Origin of the sequence: Anabaena sp. 90 (assembly GCF_000312705.1) — a bacterium.
Classification (GTDB): Bacteria; Cyanobacteriota; Cyanobacteriia; order Cyanobacteriales; family Nostocaceae; genus Dolichospermum; species Dolichospermum lemmermannii.
On the sequence record NC_019429.1, the window covers coordinates 1 to 20,802 of the forward strand.

The 20,802-nt window shown below is 38.4% G+C and carries 22 protein-coding genes, 1 pseudogene and 1 CRISPR repeat array; of the genes and pseudogenes, 15 read left to right on the forward strand and 8 right to left on the reverse strand.

Annotation, left to right across the window (positions count from 1 at the left end):
• The first annotated feature begins 100 nt into the window (after nt 1–100).
• Nucleotides 101–994, forward strand: coding sequence for a helix-turn-helix transcriptional regulator (locus ANA_RS23025; RefSeq protein WP_015081684.1), 894 nt, complete (start codon nt 101–103; stop codon nt 992–994).
• 179 nt (nt 995–1,173) lie between these two features.
• On the opposite strand, the gene ANA_RS23030 is transcribed toward ANA_RS23025, so the two are convergent.
• On the reverse strand, nt 1,174–1,362 hold the full coding sequence (locus ANA_RS23030) for a hypothetical protein (protein ID WP_015081685.1): 189 nt from the start codon (nt 1,360–1,362) through the stop codon (nt 1,174–1,176).
• A gap of 341 nt (nt 1,363–1,703) precedes the next feature.
• Entirely contained in the window at nt 1,704–2,666 is a 963-nt protein-coding gene (locus ANA_RS23035; protein ID WP_015081686.1) for a tyrosine-type recombinase/integrase, read from the reverse strand.
• 408 nt (nt 2,667–3,074) lie between these two features.
• On the opposite strand from ANA_RS23035, the gene ANA_RS23040 reads away from it, so the two are divergent.
• The 9 genes from ANA_RS23040 to ANA_RS26795 all read left to right on the forward strand — a co-directional run bounded on the left by ANA_RS23040 (nt 3,075) and on the right by ANA_RS26795 (nt 9,030).
• Nucleotides 3,075–3,737 (forward strand): pathogenesis-like protein, encoded by a 663-nt coding sequence (locus ANA_RS23040; protein ID WP_015081688.1) that lies wholly within the window; start codon nt 3,075–3,077, stop codon nt 3,735–3,737.
• A 448-nt stretch (nt 3,738–4,185) separates the two neighbouring features.
• Nucleotides 4,186–4,698 (forward strand): hypothetical protein, encoded by a 513-nt coding sequence (locus tag ANA_RS23045; RefSeq protein ID WP_015081690.1) that lies wholly within the window; start codon nt 4,186–4,188, stop codon nt 4,696–4,698.
• A 7-nt stretch (nt 4,699–4,705) separates the two neighbouring features.
• Complete coding sequence (locus ANA_RS28400; protein ID WP_256369546.1) at nt 4,706–4,840, forward strand: hypothetical protein; 135 nt, start codon at nt 4,706–4,708, stop codon at nt 4,838–4,840.
• A gap of 16 nt (nt 4,841–4,856) precedes the next feature.
• A complete protein-coding gene (locus ANA_RS25225; RefSeq protein ID WP_015081691.1) occupies nt 4,857–5,357 on the forward strand; it encodes a helix-turn-helix domain-containing protein in 501 nt (166 codons plus the stop codon).
• A 165-nt stretch (nt 5,358–5,522) separates the two neighbouring features.
• Nucleotides 5,523–5,807 carry a hypothetical protein gene (locus ANA_RS23055; RefSeq protein ID WP_015081692.1) on the forward strand — a complete coding sequence of 95 codons (285 nt, stop codon included), beginning with the start codon at nt 5,523–5,525 and terminating at the stop codon, nt 5,805–5,807.
• Between the two features lie 168 nt (nt 5,808–5,975).
• Complete coding sequence (locus ANA_RS23060) at nt 5,976–6,641, forward strand: DNA-binding protein (protein ID WP_015081693.1); 666 nt, start codon at nt 5,976–5,978, stop codon at nt 6,639–6,641.
• A gap of 29 nt (nt 6,642–6,670) precedes the next feature.
• On the forward strand, nt 6,671–7,648 hold the full coding sequence (locus ANA_RS23065) for an ATP-binding protein (protein WP_235082165.1): 978 nt from the start codon (nt 6,671–6,673) through the stop codon (nt 7,646–7,648).
• On the forward strand, nt 7,648–8,694 hold the full coding sequence (locus ANA_RS23070) for a metal-dependent hydrolase (RefSeq protein WP_015081695.1): 1,047 nt from the start codon (nt 7,648–7,650) through the stop codon (nt 8,692–8,694). Before ANA_RS23065 ends, ANA_RS23070 begins: the two co-directional genes overlap by 1 nt.
• Before the next feature lie 153 nt (nt 8,695–8,847).
• The gene (locus ANA_RS26795; RefSeq protein WP_158310567.1) at nt 8,848–9,030 is read left to right on the forward strand and encodes a hypothetical protein; all 183 of its coding nucleotides are present in this window, start codon (nt 8,848–8,850) and stop codon (nt 9,028–9,030) included.
• Nucleotides 9,031–9,042: 12 nt separating this feature from the next.
• Here the strand turns inward: ANA_RS26795 and ANA_RS23080 are convergent, their stop codons facing one another.
• The 4 genes from ANA_RS23080 to ANA_RS23095 form a co-directional block, all read right to left on the reverse strand.
• The gene (locus tag ANA_RS23080; RefSeq protein ID WP_015081696.1) at nt 9,043–10,101 is read right to left on the reverse strand and encodes an RNA-directed DNA polymerase; all 1,059 of its coding nucleotides are present in this window, start codon (nt 10,099–10,101) and stop codon (nt 9,043–9,045) included.
• An 84-nt stretch (nt 10,102–10,185) separates the two neighbouring features.
• A complete protein-coding gene (gene avd, locus ANA_RS23085) occupies nt 10,186–10,539 on the reverse strand; it encodes a diversity-generating retroelement protein Avd (RefSeq protein ID WP_015081697.1) in 354 nt (117 codons plus the stop codon).
• A 502-nt stretch (nt 10,540–11,041) separates the two neighbouring features.
• A complete protein-coding gene (locus ANA_RS23090) occupies nt 11,042–11,953 on the reverse strand; it encodes a formylglycine-generating enzyme family protein (RefSeq protein WP_015081698.1) in 912 nt (303 codons plus the stop codon).
• Complete coding sequence (locus tag ANA_RS23095; RefSeq protein ID WP_051155270.1) at nt 11,893–12,726, reverse strand: formylglycine-generating enzyme family protein; 834 nt, start codon at nt 12,724–12,726, stop codon at nt 11,893–11,895. Before ANA_RS23095 ends, ANA_RS23090 begins: the two co-directional genes overlap by 61 nt.
• A gap of 222 nt (nt 12,727–12,948) precedes the next feature.
• Here ANA_RS23095 and ANA_RS23100 point away from each other — a divergent pair, with 222 nt between their 5' ends.
• The 5 genes and pseudogenes from ANA_RS23100 to ANA_RS23120 all read left to right on the forward strand — a co-directional run.
• Nucleotides 12,949–14,082 (forward strand): ISAs1-like element ISAsp2 family transposase, encoded by a 1,134-nt coding sequence (locus ANA_RS23100; RefSeq protein WP_015078025.1) that lies wholly within the window; start codon nt 12,949–12,951, stop codon nt 14,080–14,082.
• A gap of 263 nt (nt 14,083–14,345) precedes the next feature.
• Nucleotides 14,346–14,672: a CRISPR direct-repeat array (repeat unit 37 nt; unit sequence ATTGCAATTTCACTTACTCCCTATTAGGGATTGAAAC).
• 144 nt (nt 14,673–14,816) lie between these two features.
• Complete coding sequence (locus ANA_RS23105) at nt 14,817–16,157, forward strand: IS4-like element ISAsp3 family transposase (RefSeq protein WP_015078275.1); 1,341 nt, start codon at nt 14,817–14,819, stop codon at nt 16,155–16,157.
• Nucleotides 16,158–16,202: 45 nt separating this feature from the next.
• Nucleotides 16,203–16,643 (forward strand): DUF4384 domain-containing protein, encoded by a 441-nt coding sequence (locus tag ANA_RS23110; RefSeq protein ID WP_041458709.1) that lies wholly within the window; start codon nt 16,203–16,205, stop codon nt 16,641–16,643.
• An 892-nt stretch (nt 16,644–17,535) separates the two neighbouring features.
• Nucleotides 17,536–19,053: a reverse transcriptase domain-containing protein gene (locus ANA_RS23115; protein WP_015081699.1), complete on the forward strand. Its 1,518-nt coding sequence runs from the start codon at nt 17,536–17,538 to the stop codon at nt 19,051–19,053.
• 92 nt (nt 19,054–19,145) lie between these two features.
• Nucleotides 19,146–19,542, forward strand: a pseudogene (locus ANA_RS23120) (IS200/IS605 family accessory protein TnpB-related protein); the annotation flags it as partial.
• Between the two features lie 440 nt (nt 19,543–19,982).
• Here the strand turns inward: ANA_RS23120 and ANA_RS23125 are convergent.
• The gene (locus ANA_RS23125) at nt 19,983–20,324 is read right to left on the reverse strand and encodes a hypothetical protein (protein ID WP_015081700.1); all 342 of its coding nucleotides are present in this window, start codon (nt 20,322–20,324) and stop codon (nt 19,983–19,985) included.
• Nucleotides 20,325–20,328: 4 nt separating this feature from the next.
• Nucleotides 20,329–20,643 (reverse strand): hypothetical protein, encoded by a 315-nt coding sequence (locus ANA_RS23130; protein ID WP_015081701.1) that lies wholly within the window; start codon nt 20,641–20,643, stop codon nt 20,329–20,331.
• Nucleotides 20,644–20,802 lie beyond the last annotated feature (159 nt).

Below are 20,802 nucleotides of genomic sequence, written 5' to 3' on the forward strand. Positions count from 1 at the left end.
AAAATTAAAAACTGTCCGTAACTCGTTGTTAAAATCTATAATGACACTCAAAATAGAAGTTGACAAGATAAAGTAAGTATAAAGTACACGGACACTTATAATGAGTCGAAAAGGTCAGTCTATCACTTTGTCGGTATCAGAACGTGACAAAGCCGAACTAGAAGCGATTCCTACGGAGCGCTTCGCTATCGCTCTCGAATTCGGGATGATGTGGGGAGAAGATCCCAATATCTCCAAACTTATCAAAGCGATCGCTCAACATGAGTTAATCATTGGCAAAAATCATGACTGGCAGGAATCACGTATCCGCGCCTTACACCGTTGCATAGGTGCATTAACAGACATCGGACAAGTGGAACAAGCGCAGATTATCGCTAATTTGCTACTCGAACGCAGTGAATTGTCCATACCAATGCGAAAAGAAATTGAAGGGGTTTTAAATAATTCACTCCCATCTTGGCGGTTACAAATTGACCACTATATCTTGCGTCAACAACCGTTTCAACTTTCTTATCAAGATGCAACAGAAAGAATATTAAATTATACGGTTCACTATGCTAAGATTAGCCCCCATGAAAAACGCCTCTATCTTGATTGCTGGTGTGAGGAAACATTAAATAATCATGACATAGAAGAACTACAGCATAACTGGTGCTTTCGTTTAGACAGAATTAACGAAGCTGCTATTACGGAAATTGCTGGTAAATGGCGGTCGCAGTTAGATCAAATAGATGTAGAAATGCACCTACTAAACAACTTAGCTTTTGCCTATCAAACTAAACCAGAGGATAAAAGAGTTGAATGGATACCAGAAAAATCAAAGGTGAAGCGAGTGATTAGAGGAATATCTAATACGTTCTGGTTTATCCGGGAAATCATGCAGTATTCCTCTGATTGTATTGTAGTTTCACCGGAGGATGTGCGATCGCGCATTAAAGGAAAACTCATCAATCTATGTCAAAATTATGACTTGACTGCATCACTCACCAGTTAATATCATTACAGGTAATAGCTCAAAATTTAGAAATACCTTAGACCACAGCGAAAACCTATGTTAAATTAGCTCGTCGGATGATCAAGGACACCCATTCAAATGTTTGAAATGACGATGCCTTCAACTAATAAAGCGATTCCAGGGCGAGCGCTTCGCTATCGCCTTCCATCCCTTCAGAATCAACTATCCAGATCAATCCATTCCCGCCCCGCTTTTTCTGCGGCTTCTGGGGTGTAGTAAAGCTTGCGTTCACCAAACACCTCACCACCAGCAGTAATTAACCGGAACTGCCAACAATGGGCTTCTGTGTAAAATACCAACAAGGTAACATTATTAATAATGGTAACTGAATCAATTTTCGTAAACATTGCCGTTTTAGGATCTAAATCAATTAAAACTTCTCCGTATTTAAAAATAGGTTTTTACTTTATGTAAAACAATACTATTGCCAAAATAAGAGCCTTGATAATTTTTGGCAAAAACGGCAAAAATAATCATATATAAGCGTTTCGATGAAAAGGTAGTTTAGAATCTAAAACCCTTATCCTACCGTCAATACATTTAAAAAATCCTTGTCGGAAACCTTTAAGGAATTTTTAGGGGTGATTGTTTTTGCCAAGCAAGAGCGAGGAACGGGAGTTCATGGTTAAAGCATTATCATCTCACCCTCGTAATTTGACTAAGGTATTGATCCGGTCAAACAGTAGAATTAACGACGTTTGGGAACAGTAATTGCCTGTACAGCCCGTTGTTGAACTTCCTCACCCCGACGGTCATATCTAGAAGTGAGTTCAGGTGAAGCATGACCGGCTAATTTTTGGACAGTAACAATATCAGTGGAATCTAACAACTCAGAAATAAAAGTCCTGCGAAAATCATGGGCAGAAAAGTTTGTTACCCCAGCTTCTACACCCCGTTTTTCTAAAATGAATAATACCGCTTGAGGTGTCAGTTGTCGTAAAGTCACCGCCCCGGATTTATTAATGTGACAGATTAAAGCCCCTGGTTCTCTTCCTCTAATTTCTAACCAATCTTCGATAATTGGCAACACCCCATCTGGTAAATAAACAGTTCTATCTTTGCCACCCTTACCACTGCGGACTTTAACACTGCCAGAATGGAAGTCACTCAACATTAAATTTACCGATTCCCCCCGGCGCAATCCTGCACCCCGCAAAATTGCTATCAACGCCGCATCTCTATAACCAATGGGAGTAGGGTCATCAAAACAAGTTTGCATCAGGGCATTAATTTCAGCTTCAGATAAAAAACGCCCCTTGAGTTCCTTAGACAGCTTAATATTAGCGATGTCTACAGCCCTAGCAAAATCTCTAGCATCCATTAATTCAAGTCGTAATGCTTCTTTCAAGACTCTCCTTAATGCACTCAGCATTTTATTAGCTGTGGCTGGTGCATATCTTTCCATCAGTATACACCGTAATAAGGCTGTATGTTTATAACGCAGTTCAGCCCAATCAAGAGTAAGAGCATCACATTGATTACTGGTTAATATGCCAGCGATCGCATCCAGCGCCTGTTTCATAGCCGGACGAGAACCAAGGGACAAATTGGAAAGATAGACAGCAGCGGGGTGTTGAGTTAAGGGTGTGGGTGCAGTCAAAGCTAGGGAATTAACAGCACCTATTTCACCAATTTCCGGGGATTCATTCATTTACTTATCCGAAGATCAGTTCTAGTTAGTTATATTCTGATAAGTAATAATTGTAGTTTACCCTTTTCCCCTAAGAAAATTTATTTGGTGTTGATGGGGCGATTTCTGTGGAGGACTGCACGGCGATTCCCAGGAGCTATAGAGCGATCTGCTTGCAGCAGCGCTTCGCTATCGCCCTCTATAAAAATTTCCCCTAAGAAAATTCTGCACGGTGTTCTCAATTCCGGTTTTCCCCAATCAAGTCGTTTTCCCTCAAGAAAATTTGGTGTTGAAGGGTGTGGTGTTTGTGTCAGTGCAAAGCAATGATAGTAACTTTCGGATTAATGCTAAGATTTTTATCATTTTGATACTGATATGATTACATAATCCTTTATGCTAGTTAAGGTTTTTTTAAGCACGTAACCTAAAATGACTAACGATAAGACTACGGAATTACCTCTTTGGGTGCAAGATAGAGAAAAAGTCCTTACTCATGATCAAGGGGTAGCATGGAGAGAAGGGAATAAGCCAGATTATTCCTACACCAATGAATTTCTGCACAAAGAAAGTAAATTCAATCATCCAGAAGGCTCATTAGAAGCGATCGCTCAAAATCTAGTGCGGACATTTGAGATGGAAGCTTCTTATAAACTAAATCCTCAACAGTGGGTTTCTATTGTTGTTGATAAGTTTAGAATGAGTAGTAATGGAGGACAAAAATATACTGCTGAAGAAGTTGTTAAACAAGGAACTTATAACTTGTTTATAGTTGAAAATGAGCATTATTGTCCAGCCGCAGAAACTTTTGAATCTTCCTATGAACTATTTCATAATGCTTTTTCCAAGGGTTTTTTATGGGAATTAACAGAAGTGCTTTCTGGTCCCCCTAATGTTAGCTTCAAATGGCGACATTGGGGAACATTTACGGGTACTTACAAAGAATATGTACCCACAGGAGAAATAATAGAAATCACGGGTATGAGTATTGCTCGTGTAACTGAAGATTTAAAGATTGAATCTTTAGAGCATTATTTTGATAATAATGCCTTTTTGCAAAAGTTAACTGCTGGTGGTTGTCCCTTTCATTCTTAAATAGAGTCCAGTTTTATAGGGTGTATTAGTAAGTTAATACACCCGCGCTTGCTTTTCTGGAGGGGTACACCATAGGCATTGCTACGGAAAAGTCGCTTATTTGAGATTTCCCCTAAGAAAATTTGGCACGGTGTTCTCAATTCCGGTTTTCCCCAGCCCGATTATTTTCCCTCAAGAAAATTTAGTAGTGGTTTTCCCATAAATCCACCGAGTCTAGCGTTGCTGTCACCAGGGGCAAAATAGGCTGAAAGTATTACCAATAAAGGTTTTCAGTTACCACCCTGCCAAACCGGGAGAATCGTACGAATCGGCTGAAACCTAGACACAGCAATAGTTTCCAGACCATGTTGCAGGTTTTTACAAGGATCTCGGTTTACTACCTAATAGCTAGTAATCATACTTATGAGCGATAATATGAATGATTAAAACCAGTATTTAGGAGGTTACGATGTTTATCTTCAATAGAAAAATTATTGCTAATACCGCGACAGCATCTTTGATAGCAATGATTGGCGTTCTTTTAACTAATGCAGCAGCCAAAGCTCAAGAAACAACTAAGATAGAGTGCGTTAAAGAATATATTAAAATAGGTGTGTCACCTGATGCTGCACTAGGAGAGTGTAACAAAAACAACTTAGGCGATTGTGTGAAAAAATTAACTGCTTCAAAAGTGGTTATTACGGGAGTATCAGAATCTCAAGGACGTTACTTAGTTGATATTGGTGATCAGGAATCAAGATGGTTAGAAGGTAAAAAATGGCAAGAAAAAGGATGTCTTGCCAATACACAAGGGCAATATAAAAGACAAAGTGATAATATTAAAACCTTTTGGGGTACTCAACGCTCCTATGAATGGTTCAGACAAGGTTTTTGCTCAACACCAACGATTCAGCTAGAGCAAAATTACACAATTGGTGAAGCGAAAACACTTTGTGAATTAGGTATTAAACCAAAAGACTGATATCTAATTGCTTACTCCAGTTCCTACCAGTGGACTTGGTAAAACTGGTTTTATTCACATAAATTTCCCTCAAGAAAATTTAACGATTCTCAAACCCCGACAGTTAAACCGCGACAATGATATAATAGATGTCGTGGTTTAAATCCGACCAGGGCATCATGAACAAAAAAGAAGCCGCAGCATATTTGGGCTGTAGCGAAAGAGCCATAGAAAGATACGTACAAAGCGGTAAAATATCTTGTAGCTATGAAAAAGGTAAAACCCGCACTGTAGCAGTATTTACGCAATCAGAACTAGATAAAATTAAATATCAATCGGAGTCCGTAACACCAGCTTATGAAACAATACCAGAACCACGACAAACCGCGACATTAGACGAGAATGAGCTGACAATATACCATGATGAACCTGTCGGGGTTGTCGAGGTTGGCGATATTTCCAAGCTATCGGCAATGGTGGAATTGCTTCTAGTTGGCCAACAACTAAAGGCCAGCGACAAACTGGTACTAACTGTTGATGAGTGCCATCAACTAACGGGATTCCCCAGGGAAATGCTTAAAGAAGCGATCGCTAATGGTCAATTACCAGCTAAGAAAATTGGTAGATCATGGCGGGTAAAAAGAAGCTGCTTAGATGCTTATATAGATGACGTATTATGATCCTATATCAATGATGTTAGTTATACCCCGACAAACCACGACAATAGCAAAGTAAAAGCTGGCGATATTCGATGACTACAGCAGACGAAGCCATCATCAAGCTGTCGGGGTTGTCGTAATTATTGTGAGAGAATCAATAAATTAGTGAAAAGTTAAGGAAATATTATGGATAGGATGTTAAAAGTTTGTAGTCAATGTCAGCATGAACACTACTTTGAGGACTTTTGCCCTAGCAATTGTGACAACTGCAATTCTCCGTTAGTTGGTAATGCTTACCCAGTTAAATTATTAGATCAAGTTACTCAAGCAATAGAGATTATTAGCAATCGGCTTGATTATAATTTTGATGAAGCATTAAATTATCTTTTTAAAGTATTGGCAGCACCTCAAGTTAGTGAAAACTTATTAAACGATCCAAGTATTTGGGAAATCTTGCAACCTCCAAAATAGTACACTAATTATAATTTTCATTGATTCTAATTGATGTATAAAAATTTCCCGTACAATCAATGGCGGCGTGTACAGCGTCGCTTTTTTTATATAATTTTATTGTACAATCACTGATACACAAATTAACACTTGTATAGTAAAATAGTACAAATTATTCTTTACAAAACTATGACTAGTACACCTTTAGAGCCAAGTTTGAAGGATAAAGTCTTTGAAATTTGTGAAAACTTACATAGTAAAAATCAAAAAATAAACAGAGATATTGTACGACAGCAATTAGGCGGCGGAAGTTTTACAGATATTAGTCCTCTGGTTGCGGAATGGAGAAAGCTTAAAAAATTGGAATCCGTACAATCTGATAGCCTAGGTGGCGTAGTCATCGAGAATGAAAGTACAGAAATAAGTCCCAAAATTTGTACAGAACCAAGTACAAAATCTGATGGCTTAGATGATGCAAACAATCTTGTGTTGAGTCAAGAATCAGAAATTACCGATGCAGCACAAGAGTTAAACGCTACATCATTAAATCCGGCTTTTATCCCTGATAGTGATATCAATAGTATGGTTCGGGCTGGCGCTGAAAAAGCCGCAGGAACGTTAATTGCTCAGGAAGCGATAGCGAAGCGCTCCGTAGGAATCGCCACTCATTTTTACCAAAATCCAGATCAACTGCCATCAGATTTAAAAGCGCAATTGGAGGGTGCGAGGGGAAATTTTACGCAATCACGCAGCAATACCAACAAAGCCGCGTACAATCCCCAGAACCTGATCAATTTAGCAATGCAGAAAATCCAGGAAACCCAAAGAAAAGACGGACTAGAACTAATTGGTTGAAATTAGTTGTCAGTGGCTTTTTGCTGACCGTGAGTTCATTCAATCCCCTGTCAATTATCTTGGCTGTAATTTCTGTATTTCCACAGCTTTCTAAACCATCCCCTAATGAGGGAGTGGGGGGAGTTGGGGGAGTTGGGGGAGTTGAGGGAGTTGGGGGAGTTGGGGGAGTTGGGGAGGAATGTTTTGAGGTTGAGGAATTTCAAATTTATAGACAAGCGGAATTAAACCGCACTACAGCGTCATTACTCGCTAATGGGGCAATTTTGATTGTCGGTGAAGAGGGGAGTGGTAAGTCTGTACTGGGTAATGCCGTTGTTGAAAGATTAACTGACGATGGGTTTTTGGTGGCCTTCGTTGAACCAACTACTCCCAAACAAATGCTTTTAGAGATTACCCAGCAGTTTGAACTTCCCACAGAAGATATAGAGGGAAAAAATCTGACTATGGATAAACTCAAAAGAGCGATCGCTGAATTCTTAGGGGAAAACACAGCATTTATCGTCCTCGATGATGCTCAAAGTTGCGACATGAAATTTAGGATCTGGCTGAAACAGTTACGCCGTAAGGGTGTACCGATGTTGGTACTTGCTACAGACCCGCCCCGTTCTGATATTTTCATTAATATTCCGAGAATTGAACTGAAACCCTTACCAGAGAAGGCAATCAGACAAATCATGAAAGCAGCAGCGCAAGAAAGAGCGATCGCCTTAACGTCTGCCGATTTATCTAAACTTCAGGAACGCGCCGGGGGAAATCCCATGTTAGCTATTCGTGCTATCGAGGAGGAATATTTAGGTTTAGATATTGAAGGGGCTGATCACAGAAGGTACTTTGACATCACCCCATTAATTTTAGTAGTGGGGGTAATCTTTGTAATTATGAGGTTCATCGGTTTGGGAACTAATGATCAAGCTCTCTATATATTTGGTGGCATCGCTGCGGCTATATTCTTGGGACTCTCCCGACTGCTTTACAGTTTACCAAGTGAGGAAAGGAGAATTAGATAATGTTGGGAATTTCACATTTACTAATTAGTGGGACTGCATCCAGTTTATTACTGCAAACCGCTGACCCGGTTTTAATTGCTGTGGGGGCGATCGCTGGTCTACTTCCTGATGTTGATGTTTCTACTTCTCCAGCAGGTAAGGTTTTCCCTTGGATAAGTGGCTATTTCCAAGAAACAATGCCCCATAGAAGTATGACTCATTCTATCGTTGCATCGGCTGTTGTGGCGATCGCCTCCTATGGAACAGCAATATTTATTCCCCAATTTATTCCTATAGCATCAGCCCTGACAATTGGTTATACCTTTGGCTGGTTTGCAGATTGCTTTACTCGCGGTGGTGTAGAAATGTTCTGGCCTTCACCTGTTAGGTGTGTTTGTCCTGGGAATAGAAATCTAAGGTTAAAGACTGGGAGTAATGCTGAATATTTTATACTTTGTATTTTGATTGCGATCGCTCTATCAGCATTTAGCATTAATAGTAAGGGGGGAATTTTAACCCAGTTTAATCGTCTAATTGCCTCTACATCAGGGGTACAGGGTGTGTACAATAGTTCGGGAAGCACTCATAAAATTGTTGCTAATATTAAGGGAGTCAGGGCGGGCGATCGGTCAAAAGTTGATGGACAATTTCAGATTATTCAACCTAACGGGACTGGATTTATAGTTCTTGAACCTAAGACAAATAAACTATATAAAGCCGCAACTGACCCTGATAGTCAGATTGTTATTGAACAAATTACAGCAGATGTTTCTACACCTGCTATTACTACTATTGAATCGGTATTTGTGGAAGATCAGGTGATTGGGGAGGCGATCGGTAAATTCAACCGCACTAATACAAATGTATTCATTAGTGGTGATTTGTCGGTTGAGGATTTTGATACCTCAGTTTTACCGCGTGACCCTTACCAATTTAAGTTTATAGACGCATCACCTAGTAGTATTAAACTGGAAGCTGCACCACTAAAAGTTGTGATGAAATTCTTGGGAGATGAATTCGCCAGTGGTAGTTTACAAATCCGGTCAATTGTTAGTGGTCAATTATAAATGAATTATCACGGCATTGCACCGAGATAGCCGTAAAAACCCCGTGCATAAGAATTGGGCAAGTCTTCGGCTTTGACACCTACCAAGCTACCCAATCCAGTTTGATTTTCGGATGCCGTTACCGACATCACAGGAACAGGTCTGGACTCTTCTTTGACACGCCCGACGAATTCCCACCCGCCAGTTCTGGTACAGAAGAATGCTCGCCGCACCACTACATACAACCCGAAAACCAATATTGTTGTTGTTGTTGTCGAGATTGTTGTTGTTGCGATAAGCAGAACGGCAATTTTCAGGATTGTTGTTCCACGAACCACCGCGCAGCAGTTAAGATAGCCCACCCCTTCTCTACTCTCTTGTCCAGGCAAGAGTAGTAAATATCTGTTGGCGTAATTGCCAAGTATCACCATGTTCCAAATGAGCGAACCAACTTTGAATTGATTGGGATACTTTCTCTAATTCAATCTTACCTTGAATATAATTACTTTGCATATTTTTTATTCTCCGTCTTGCCCTACGCAAGTTTTCTGCACGGACTCGAATACAGTCTGGTAAGATGCGAAACCCTAAAAAATTAGTACCATACTTTGTTTCAAACAATTGACTCTTGATAGGATGGATTTTTAGTCTTAATTCTGTTAGGTATTCTTCTATAGCATATCTAGCATCTGTCAAAAATTCTCTATCATTTGAAAATAAGGCGAAATCATCAACATAACGCAGATATTTCCGCACCTTTAGTTTGTCTTTAATAAAATGATCTAAATAGTTGAGATAGACATTAGCAAAAAACTGGCTGGTAAGATTCCCAATTGGTAAACCCCGTTGTCTTTCTAGTGGCGTTAATAATTCGTCTCCTGGAAAATATTCAACTACTGGAAACTGTTCATTACTGTTATCAATTAAACTATCTATTAACCAAAGTGTATCCGGGCATTTTAATTTATTATGTAGCAAAGTTTTGAGAATTTCATGGTCAATACTAGGAAAATACTTTTGGATATCGCACTGAAGAATATAGCGATTAGAACGCGCAAATTTAGTAAAACGACGTAAAGCCCGATGACTTCCAAATCCTACCCTATTTGCATAGGAATCACCGATAAATGTTGGTTCAATTAAGGGAACAATAATATTACATAAGGCATGATGTACCACTCTATCTCGATATGGTGCGGCGGAAATCATTCTCGTTTTTGGTTCTTTAATATAAAATGTTCTATATTCACCTGGTTGATAAGTTTTATTGATTAGCTCTTGTTGTAATTTACTTAATTCACTTTCTAAGTTATAATTAAACTCTAAAACATTATATCGAAATCTTTTACCTCTTTGGGCTTTTTTGGCTGATGCTAATATATTTTCAAACTCAACTATTTGAGGATAAAGATTACCATAGCGTTTCATAGGATTTTTGGTAATTGGTAATTGGTGATAAAATCTTCATCCTGTTCATCCTTTAATCCTGGACATCCTGATTCAGACAAGTTACTAATTTTTAATCACTGGACGTTTATTTTGTTGTTTAATCCAACCACCCAATTCCATACCAATCTCGTTGATTGCTTTACCAGCATATTCATATCTATGAATAGGAATTAGCTGAAAATCTAGTAATAGTCTGGTTTGATAGCGAATAATGTCTAATTGACTATTTAGGGACTCTAACTGAATTGATTTCTGTTTGGCATAACGAACAATAATTAAACCTTCAAGTAGTTCATATAATTCTTTTATCATTCTGTCTCCTAATATAAATTTATGGTCTTTGGGAAGACGGTTAAGAATGGGAACATACCATTTAATTAAATCGTATGTTTTTTGGATAATCGGTAATTCTTCCATTTAACTGCTAATTAATTTTTTAAAATTATCAAGGTTCAACATTAAGTTAATTTATTTGATATACGCAAAGCCTTTACTAAGCAATAATTGTTTTTTAGTAAATTAATTTTCTTTGGTCATACTGTTTATAGTATAGCTGATAAAAAATAGAAATAAAAAATTATTTTCTACCCATGAAATCCCGATTTTCTGATATTAGTTGATGATTTTTTGACAAAATAAACCAAGAAGTTAGTATCAACAACGCCAGAGAATGGAAGTTAGTATCGTTAGTATCAACAACGCCAGAGAATAAATTCTCTGTCTCATAGCTGAAGTCGGTTGAAACCGACTAAAATTCCGGTTGTTAGTTATACGTCGCAAGCTGACAATATAAAATCCCTGGTTTCATCCTGTTCATCCTTTAATCGGTGGATATCCTGATTCTGACAAAAAAATTTTTCTCGCTATGCGAGAGGGATAAGACAAGAAAAGAGCAAGAGGGCAAAAGCGCATAGTGCTATCAAGTCCTCGCCGCACCACTACATACAACCCGAAAACCAATATCGCTGTGGTCGTAGCCGAGAGAGTCGTAGTAGCGAAAAGCAGAACGGCAATCCCCAGGATTGTAGTACCACGAACCACCGCGCAGCAGCTTTCTATCACTACTCTCTTCGCTGCTTAACCATGCGCTTCCATCTGTAGGCGCACCTTCATAGTCACTATGCCAATCATCTTGACACCATTCCCAGACGTTGCCGTGCATATCGTATAATCCAAAGTTATTAGCTACTCCAAAACTCCCTACTGCTGTTGTTTCTTCTCTGTAAACTCCTTTAGGTCCTGAACCATAAGAACCTGACCATTTATATTCTTCATTATCCGTACCCTGATAATTTGCTAAATTCGTTGTTATCGTCTCTCCAAAGTGAAATGGTGTGGTAGTCCCCGCTCGACAGGCATATTCCCATTCTGCTTCACTGGGTAAACGATATTGTCTTTTAGTATGCCTTGAAAGGCGATCGCAAAACTCAACCGCATCTTTCCAAGAAACACACTCTACAGGTCTATTCCAGCGGTTTCCTGCCTTCTCTCCCTTTTCTGAAGCAGGATCTTTTTTAAAATGAGATGGGTCAGATTCTAAATCAATTTTAACTTTAAGATCCGTTCGTTCTGCTATGGCTTTCCATTGTGCTTGAGTGACTAGATATTTACCCATAAAGAAGGGTTGCACTGTGACAGAATGCCGGGGACTTTCTCTTCTAAAATAATTAACATCATATTCTTTACAAAGTCTCTCTATTTCTTTATCATCTGTTCCCATCTGGAATGTTCCATCTGGGATAGATACCATGTCTAAGGTGACATTATTACCTAAATCTTCAATAAAATACTGTGCGGTTCTTTCATATTCATGAATAATAATTTTTGGCATTTTTTATCACCAGTTTGTTGATATTTTTTATTGAATGTCCCATTAGTCATTTTTTCAAAAAAAATTCTCGCTACGCGAGAGGGATAAGACAAGAAAAGAGCAAGAGGGCAAAAGCGCATAGTGCTATTAAGTCCTCGCCGCACCACTACATACAACCCGAAAACCAATATAGTTGTAGTCGTGGTGAGAGTGCTGTCGTAGCGACAAGCAGAACGGCAATTCCCAGGATAGTTGTACCACGAACCACCGCGCAGCAGCTTTCTATTACTACTCTCTTCATTATCTAGCCATGCGCTACCATCTGTTGGCGCACCTTTATAGTTACTATGCCAACTATCTTGACACCACTCCCATACATTGCCGTGCATATCGTATAATCCAAAATTATTGGCTACTCCAAAGCTGCCTACTTCTGTTGTTTCTCCTCTATTAATTTCTTCAACTCCATCGCCATACGTGGATTTACCATTATAATTAGCCAAATCCGTTGTTATCGTCTCTCCAAAGTGAAACGGTGTAGTAGTCCCCGCTCGACAGGCATATTCCCATTCAGCTTCACTGGGTAAACGATATTGTCTTTTAGTATGCCTTGAAAGGCGATCGCAAAACTCAACCGCATTTTCCCAAGAAACTTGCTCAACGGGACGATGGTTGGTGAGCGAAGTCGAACCATCACCTTTAAAATTAGATGGGTCTGGGTTTAGTTCTTTGTTCACTTGGGGTAAATGAGCAACAAATCGCCATTGTGCTTGGGTGACTTGATATTTACCCATAAAGAAGGGTTGGACTGTGACAGAATGTCAGGGGAAACGCATCTAATTTTTTTTGACAAAATGTAACTTCTATGAATAGATAAAAAGGGCAGTATTACCATGTTAATATCAAGCCAATAAATGAGTATGAAGAAAATTTGATGGTAAATTCGTTTCTATAAGAATCAATAAAATGAGTTGAAGTGGTATTCTCAATAAAACTAAAGAGACAAAATTCACAAAATGAAGCTACCACCAAAAATCACAATAGTAGATCACTTTAAAGATTTAGAAGATAAAAGAGTTGAGAGAACAAAAAGGCATAAATTAATAGATATAGTAACCATTGCGATTTGTGCAGTGATCTGTGGAGTAGATAGTTGGGTATTGATGGAGGCTTATGGAAAAAAGAAAGAAAAATGGCTAAAACAATTTTTAGAACTTCCAAACGGGATTCCATCTCATGATACATTCGCAAGAGTATTTGCGAGAATAGATCCGCAACAATTTCAGAATTGTTTTTTGAGTTGGATAAAATCTATCAATAAAATTACAGAAGGAGAAGTCATAGCAATAGATGGGAAAACATTAAGGCATTCATATGATAAAGGAAAGGATAAAGGTGCGATTCAGATGGTAAGTGCATGGGCAACTAGTAATAAATTAGTATTAGGACAATGTAAAGTAGAAGAAAAGTCAAATGAAATAACAGCCATACCGGAATTAATTAAAGTATTAGATATAGCCGGATGTTTAGTAACGATTGATGCGATGGGGTGTCAAAAAGAGATAGTAAAATCAATTGCAGAAAAATCAGGCGAATATATTATCGCACTCAAAAAGAATCAAGGTAATTTATATAAGAATGTAGAAGAAATCTTCAAAGAAGCTATATCTAAAGGGTTTGAGGGATTCAAATATAGTGAATTTCATACAAAAGAAGACAAACATGGAAGAGAAGAGATTCGTCATTATCTCATGTTATCAGACATAGAAGAAAGAATAGATACTGATAAGAAATGGGTAAATCTTCAAAGTGTAGGAATGGTAGAATATATACGAAAAGTTAATGGAAAAACGAAGGTTGAGACAGGCTATTATATAAGTAGTTTGACAAATAATGCGAAATTACTAGGAGAATCAGTCCGCACTCATTGGGGTATAGAGAATTCATTACACTGGGTTTTAGATGTAGCTTTTAGAGAAGATGATTGTCGGATAAGAAAGGATAATGCACCACAAAACTTTGCAGTTATTCGTCATATAGCAGTTAATCTTTTAGGAAAAGAAAAAAGCCAAAAACTAGGAACTAAAAGTAAGCAGTTTTGTGCAGGATGGGATGATGAATATTTAGAGAAGATTTTAGAATGTATCTGATAAAAATCAGAAAATATAGACAAATATAAATATAACCAATTTATTTTTCTGTTGATTCTACAATAGAATCTATATTTTTGATGCCAAAAAATATAGATATTAATATATAGAACTGAACAAAATAAATCCATCATTAAAAATAAATAATTACTCTAAATTTATGAAATTTTTATAATTTTAATAAAGGAATTTATCAGATTTTGAATGAAGTTAGATATTTTCCCATATTGATGCACTAATATAGTATTCTGTCAAGATAATTTAGATGCGTTTCCCCTGCTCCCTATTAGGGATTGAAACACTGGAATTGTCTGGCGGTGATTCGACAATGGAAGCAATTGCAATTTCACTTACTCCCTATTAGGGATTGAAACTCTGATCGTAGACAGCAGTCTCTGATCGTAGAAAATTGCAATTTCACTTACTCCCTATTAGGGATTGAAACATTTTATAAAATTGTGCCATTATCCCAACCTTCATATTGCAATTTCACTTACTCCCTATTAGGGATTGAAACTAAAAAAGTCAAAAACTAATGGTGAAAATTACCTGAATTGCAATTTCACTTACTCCCTATTAGGGATTGAAACCACCAAAAGTGGCATTAATATTAGAAAGGTCAAAATTGCAATTTCACTTCAATACTGTAGCCAAAAAAAGAGGATGAAGAGAGAGGGCTGATGTAGTAGAGTTATAGTCTTCCAAAACAAAAACTCGAAAACCACATACAGCCCATGTTTGATATCCTAACACTCCTGCAATGCCTGCTACCAGAAATAAAAGTGACGACTATGCGGCAATTGAGTCAGATCATCATGGCCATGTTAGCAATGAGCGGACGAGTAACGATGTTGGGAATTTCGCGTTGGACGCTTAGTGGTGGTAGTTATCGGACGGTAATCAGATTCTTTCGGACAGTCATACCGTGGGCAACGGTGTTCTGGGTGTTTTTTCGGCGGCATTTGTTTTGCCCAAATGATGTTTATTTGTTGGCAGGAGATGAAGTAGTAATAAGCAAAGCCGGGAAAAAAACCTATGGATTAGATAGGTTCTTCTCAAGTCTAACAAGCAAACCAATATCGGGGCTATCTTTCTTTACCTTATCATTAGTAAGTGTTCAACAAAGACACTCATTTCCGATTCAGATAGAACAGGTAATCAAGAGCGATGTAGAAAAAAGTATTGTCTCACCAATTCCAGAAGTAAAACCTCAAGAAAAACCTGGACGGGGACGACCAAAAGGGAGTAAGAACAAAAATAAACAGGAGGTGATTTTTACATCTGAACTACTAAGAATTCAGAAAATGATTAATGAGCTATTTAAGTTAATAGCTAACTTTATCCCCCTCACTTACTTGGTTGTAGATGGTCACTTTGGGAACAATAATGCTTTGCAAATGGCTAGACAGGTAAAGTTACACATAATTTCCAAATTACGCCACGATTCGGCGTTATACATACCTTACCAACATCCTGACCCTAATCATCGTTCTCGTCGTAAATACGGAGATAAGCTGGACTGGCGTAATATTGCTGGGGAATATTTACGTCAAAGCAGTATTGACGAAGATATCAAAACTGATATTTATCAAATGACTCTACTGCACAAAGAATTTGCTCAATCCTTGAATGTAGTGATTTTGGTAAAAACAAATATCAAGACGAATGCTGTTAGTCATGTGATTTTATTTTCCAGTGACTTAGATTTGTCTTATGAGAAAATAATCGACTACTATAGACTCCGCTTTCAAATCGAATTTAATTTTCGTGATGCCAAGCAGTTCTGGGGATTGGAAGATTTTATGAATCGGGGTCAAACTGCGGTGACTAATGCGGCCAATCTTTCTTTTTTTATGGTCAACTTATCTCATTATCTTTTAGCTCAATTCCGTCAAGATAATCCTGGTGCTGGAATTATTGATCTTAAGGCTTACTGTCGTGGTTTTCGATATGTTCGTGAAATGTTAAAAATGCTTCCGGAACAACCAGAGCCTATTTTATTAGCCCAGATTTTTGCCAAGCTTACCTCTCTTGGTCGTGTTCACAATGCTCCTACAGCCGTTGAACCCTCGTAATTTGGCTACAGTATTGACTTCTAAAATGACAATACTATTGTCTACGTGAGTATTTTAGTGATTGATGCCGAAGGAGAAATGACGGTTATTTTTCCTAATGATTGGTCAGCTTCAGAAACAGCAGCACTGATCAAGCCAAAACAGAAATTAGTAGTTCCTCAAGCTGGTCGTGATGGCTTTAAACTTACCATTGGTGAACCCTTGGGCATCGCCGAAGCACTTGTTATTGCTAGTACAACACCTTTGCGAACTTCCCTGAAAGCATTACAAACAATTGCCAAAAGCAAAGGTCTGGGAAATCGTAGAAGTCCTATGGCTGTTAATGATGATCTATTAGAGGTGACAGATAATTTGCTCAATGATTTAGATGCAGGTACTCGTAACGGTGATAATGTAGCAACAACCGAACTCCCAGATAATGTTCGTGGTATTGATACGAGAAAGCTGGCAGCAATGGCGATCGCTTTTGAAGTTTTGAGGAGTTGAAAAACGTCATTGATGCCTACGTATTGCGGCTCACAAACATAAACGCTCCGGCTTGCAAACAAGACAATTTTTGGCTCAAATTAATTGCATAGTTGGGGTTCAGACGGGATATCTGCAAAATGGGACACATTGTAAAGTTTTGTGTGCTTAATTCTCAAAACTCTTAATTTACCGTTGTTTCAGCTTCCATCTGAACTTGATTGTTCAAAATGAAAACATCCCAAAAAAGGGTTATTTATGAGCAAGTTTGAGAAGCTGAACCGCGTAAAAAGTTGATTTTAGTGTGCAAAAGTTGAATGTTTCTTTACCATTTTCGGGCAAGTTAGTAAATCACTAAATTGGTTTCTGCAACATTTATTTACAACGTGTCCCATTTTACCCTTATCCCGGCTTGACCCCTTACCTCCAAAATGTTTATAACTGACCCAGAGATGTGGGTGAAAACCCCACCACTGAAGAGACAGTTGACTCCTAACCTGTCCACACCGAGTAGGCTCGGAATCCTACAGAGTGAAGCTGGAAACAGGGCGCAATCAGAGGAAAAACAAAGCAGGTAGCCACACTGGCGCTAATAGGGGGATGTCATGGATAAACTAGACCTAGAAAAACGTCTTAATACGAAGCGGCAACCTGAATAAAATATGCCGACTTTATACCCGCAACTCTCGCATCAGTTAGCCGACCTAGATGCAATCTCCGAGAAGGGTATAGGCGAAATGGTCTGTCCTAAAACATCATCACAATCTACGGGTCGGAACGAAGAAAAACGATGGTTAGGTCAGGGGATAGGTCGAAACCCCTGTAGGCGAGACGAGACGCGGAACCCCTGCCATCGGGTAAGACGAAGCGTAATTGCTTCGAGGTAGTCAGAACACATATTACAAAGGTGAGTATGGTTGGACACATGACTAGTAATAGTGATAGTGAACTTTGGAAGAGTCTACCGTGGAAGAAATTCCGCAAGAACCTCTTTCGCCTCCAATGTCGTTTGTGGAAAGCTGTTCGAGTTGGCGATAGGAAACGAATCAACAATCTTCAAAAGCTGATACTGAAATCCCGAAGCGCAAGATTACTAGCAATTCGTCAAGTGACGCAGCTTAATCTGGGCAAGAAAACTGCTGGGGTAGATGGTAAAGCATCTCTAACCTACAAGGAACGGGTGGAACTCGATAAACTACTCATGGAACAGGTTAATACCTGGACTCACAGTAAGTTAAGAGAAATACCTATTCCCAAAAAGGACGGAACTAAAAGAATACTCAAGGTTCCCACTATTAAGGATAGAGCATGGCAGTGTATTATCAAATACACCATCGAACCTGCACATGAAGCAATTTTCCATGAACGTTCCTATGGCTTCCGTCCCGGTCGCTCGACTCATGACGCTCAGAAATATCTATTTGATAATTTGAGGTCACAGTCTCACGGTAAGGACAAAATCATCCTAGAAATGGATATTGAAAAATGTTTCGACCGCATCAGCCATAACCACCTCATGTCGCAAATAATAGCACCTCAGAGTGTAAAATTGGGGGTATGGAAATGTCTGAAAGCAGGAGTCAACCCTGAATTCCCTGAACAAGGTACACCTCAAGGTGGCGTGTGCAGCCCATTACTTGCCAACATTGCCCTACATGGAATAGAAGCCATACATAAATCTGTGAGATACGCAGATGACATGGTTTTTATTTTTAAGAAAGGCGATGACCAAGCAAAAGTCTTTGATGAAATTACAGAATTCTTGCGTATTAGGGGTCTAAATATTAAGACAGCTAAGACTCGATTTGTTCCCGCGACTACTGGATTCAATTTTCTAGGTTGGAAATTTTTTGTCCAACAAAACGGAAAGTTTAGAAGTACGCCCTCAGAGGATAACTACAAATCATTCCGTAAGAAAGTTAAAGCCATAGTCAATAACTCAAATTATGGTGCTGTAGTTAAAGCCATAAAACTTGCATCCATAGTTAGAGGATGGAGAAACTACCACCGTTACTGTAAGATGGATGGTTCAAGATTCTCATTGTGGTTCACCCGCTTGAGAACATGGAAAGTCTTTAATAAAGAACCAAAACTTAACCGCTATCAAACGGATGTTTTAATTGATAAAGCATTCCCCGCAGTACCGTATTCAGAACACAAGCACATCATGGTTAAAGGGGATGCCTCTCCATTTAATGGTGATATTGTCTACTGGAGCAAAAGAAAATCCAAATACTACGACGGGATGACAGCCAAAGCTTTAACCAAGCAAGAACATAAATGTGGGTATTGTGGTCTGCGGTTTATAGATAACGAAGATATACACCTTCACCACATTGATGGCAATCACAATAACTGGAAACCCAACAATTTGATGGCAGTACATCAATCCTGTCACCAATATATCCACACCAGCAAAAGGGAAGCCTGAGACTGTCGGGAGCCGGATACACGGAAACGGGTATGTCCGGTTCTAATTGGGAGGGGCGGGAGATAATACTCCCCCTCGACCTAACTCAATGCCTAGTTGGCTTCAATATTGAGATGAAGCAATCCATTAATATTGGTTCTCGCAATAATCAGAATTTCGTGCAGATTCCCCACAGCAGCTTTAGATTTCAACTGAAAGCTCTCTGTGAGCGATACGGAATCAAATACGTGGAGCAGGAAGAATCTTATACTAGTAAAGCTAGTTTTTTAGACAATGATACTATTCCTGTTTTTAATGCCGACAATCCCAATAAGCACGAGTTCTCTGGCAAGCGAATTAAGCGGGGTCTGTATCGTACTCAGCATGGTGTTTTGGTGAATGCAGACTGCAATGGTGCAGCTAATATTCTTGTGAAAAAGTAAGCACAATGCTTTAAGCGGAGTGTCTAGTGGCTGTTTGGCACAGCCTTTACGACTGAAAATCTCCTAAGAATCTCAGCGGCTTGGCTCCCTGAGAGTGTCAATCATGGTTTTCTTGCTTGATTTCCCAGTAATTACACTAACACAATAATTACTTTGGCATTTCCTCTAAGAATTTCTCAGTACCCCCGGCGATTCTTAGAGGAAACTTGTTATTATACGTATCATCAATTTATATTTGTAGTTCAAGCTACCCATACATAAATACCAATAAATTCTTAGAGGAAAAGTTTAAGGATGATAATATTGCCCCAGAAGGTTATATTGGTTTGGTTTTAATTCCCACAATATTACAGTTTTGCGGTTTCCTCTAAGAAAATCTCTCAGTGATTATACTTACTCTACAAATTACTTTTGGGTTTCTCTAAGAATGTTGGAAAGGTTGCCCCTACATTTCCTTTGTTCCATGCTACTGTCAAAATTTTCTTAGAGGAAAATCCCAAAGGTACGTTATTCCGCCAAATCATCTATCACTGCTTCCAAATCTAACATTGCCTGATTAAATCTATTTAACATTGCTTCTGCTACTTCTGGTTCAGCATTAACTTTTGCTAGTTTTTCTATAAACACACAGTCCAGAGCTTCTATCCACAGTGATAAATTGGTATTTCGTACTGCTGTTAATAACCCCATATTCGTAAGCACAGATAAATGAAACCCTAAATTATCTTGTCCACCGTAACCCAGATATCCATTACTCAGTTCTAGTTTTGCTGGGGTAAATTCCTCATATTGGTCAGAAGTAATACCACTGGGTTCTAATTGTGGCTGAGGTAAAGGTGGTTGATTCATAATATTATAGAGTAAGTAATTGTGACATTTGTAAAACCCGGTCATTCCAAGTACCAAGTTCATCAATAATTTGATTTCGTGCTTCTATGTTATTCCAAACTTCTGAATTAGCTAACTCAAAAGCATAGTTAAATTCTATATCAGGGGCTATCCATTCAATAAAATACATAGTTTCTCTAATTAAACTTTTGACAACATCATTATTATTAGAATCCAGTAATAAACACTGAATTTGTTTTAAGTGATTGTCTAACTTATTTAACCTGATAGAAACATCATCTTTAATAAATATTGTTTGTAAAGTAATTAAGTTAGTCATCCCAAAACCTCTATAAAACTTTAATTCCTGTAAAATTTGCTCTATTTGTTATGATGTAGCACGACCATAAATAATCTCTATCAATTAAATCCACTCTTTACATAACTACTTTTAAATTTATTGATATTTTAAATAAAATATAGGATAATTATAGCAGTT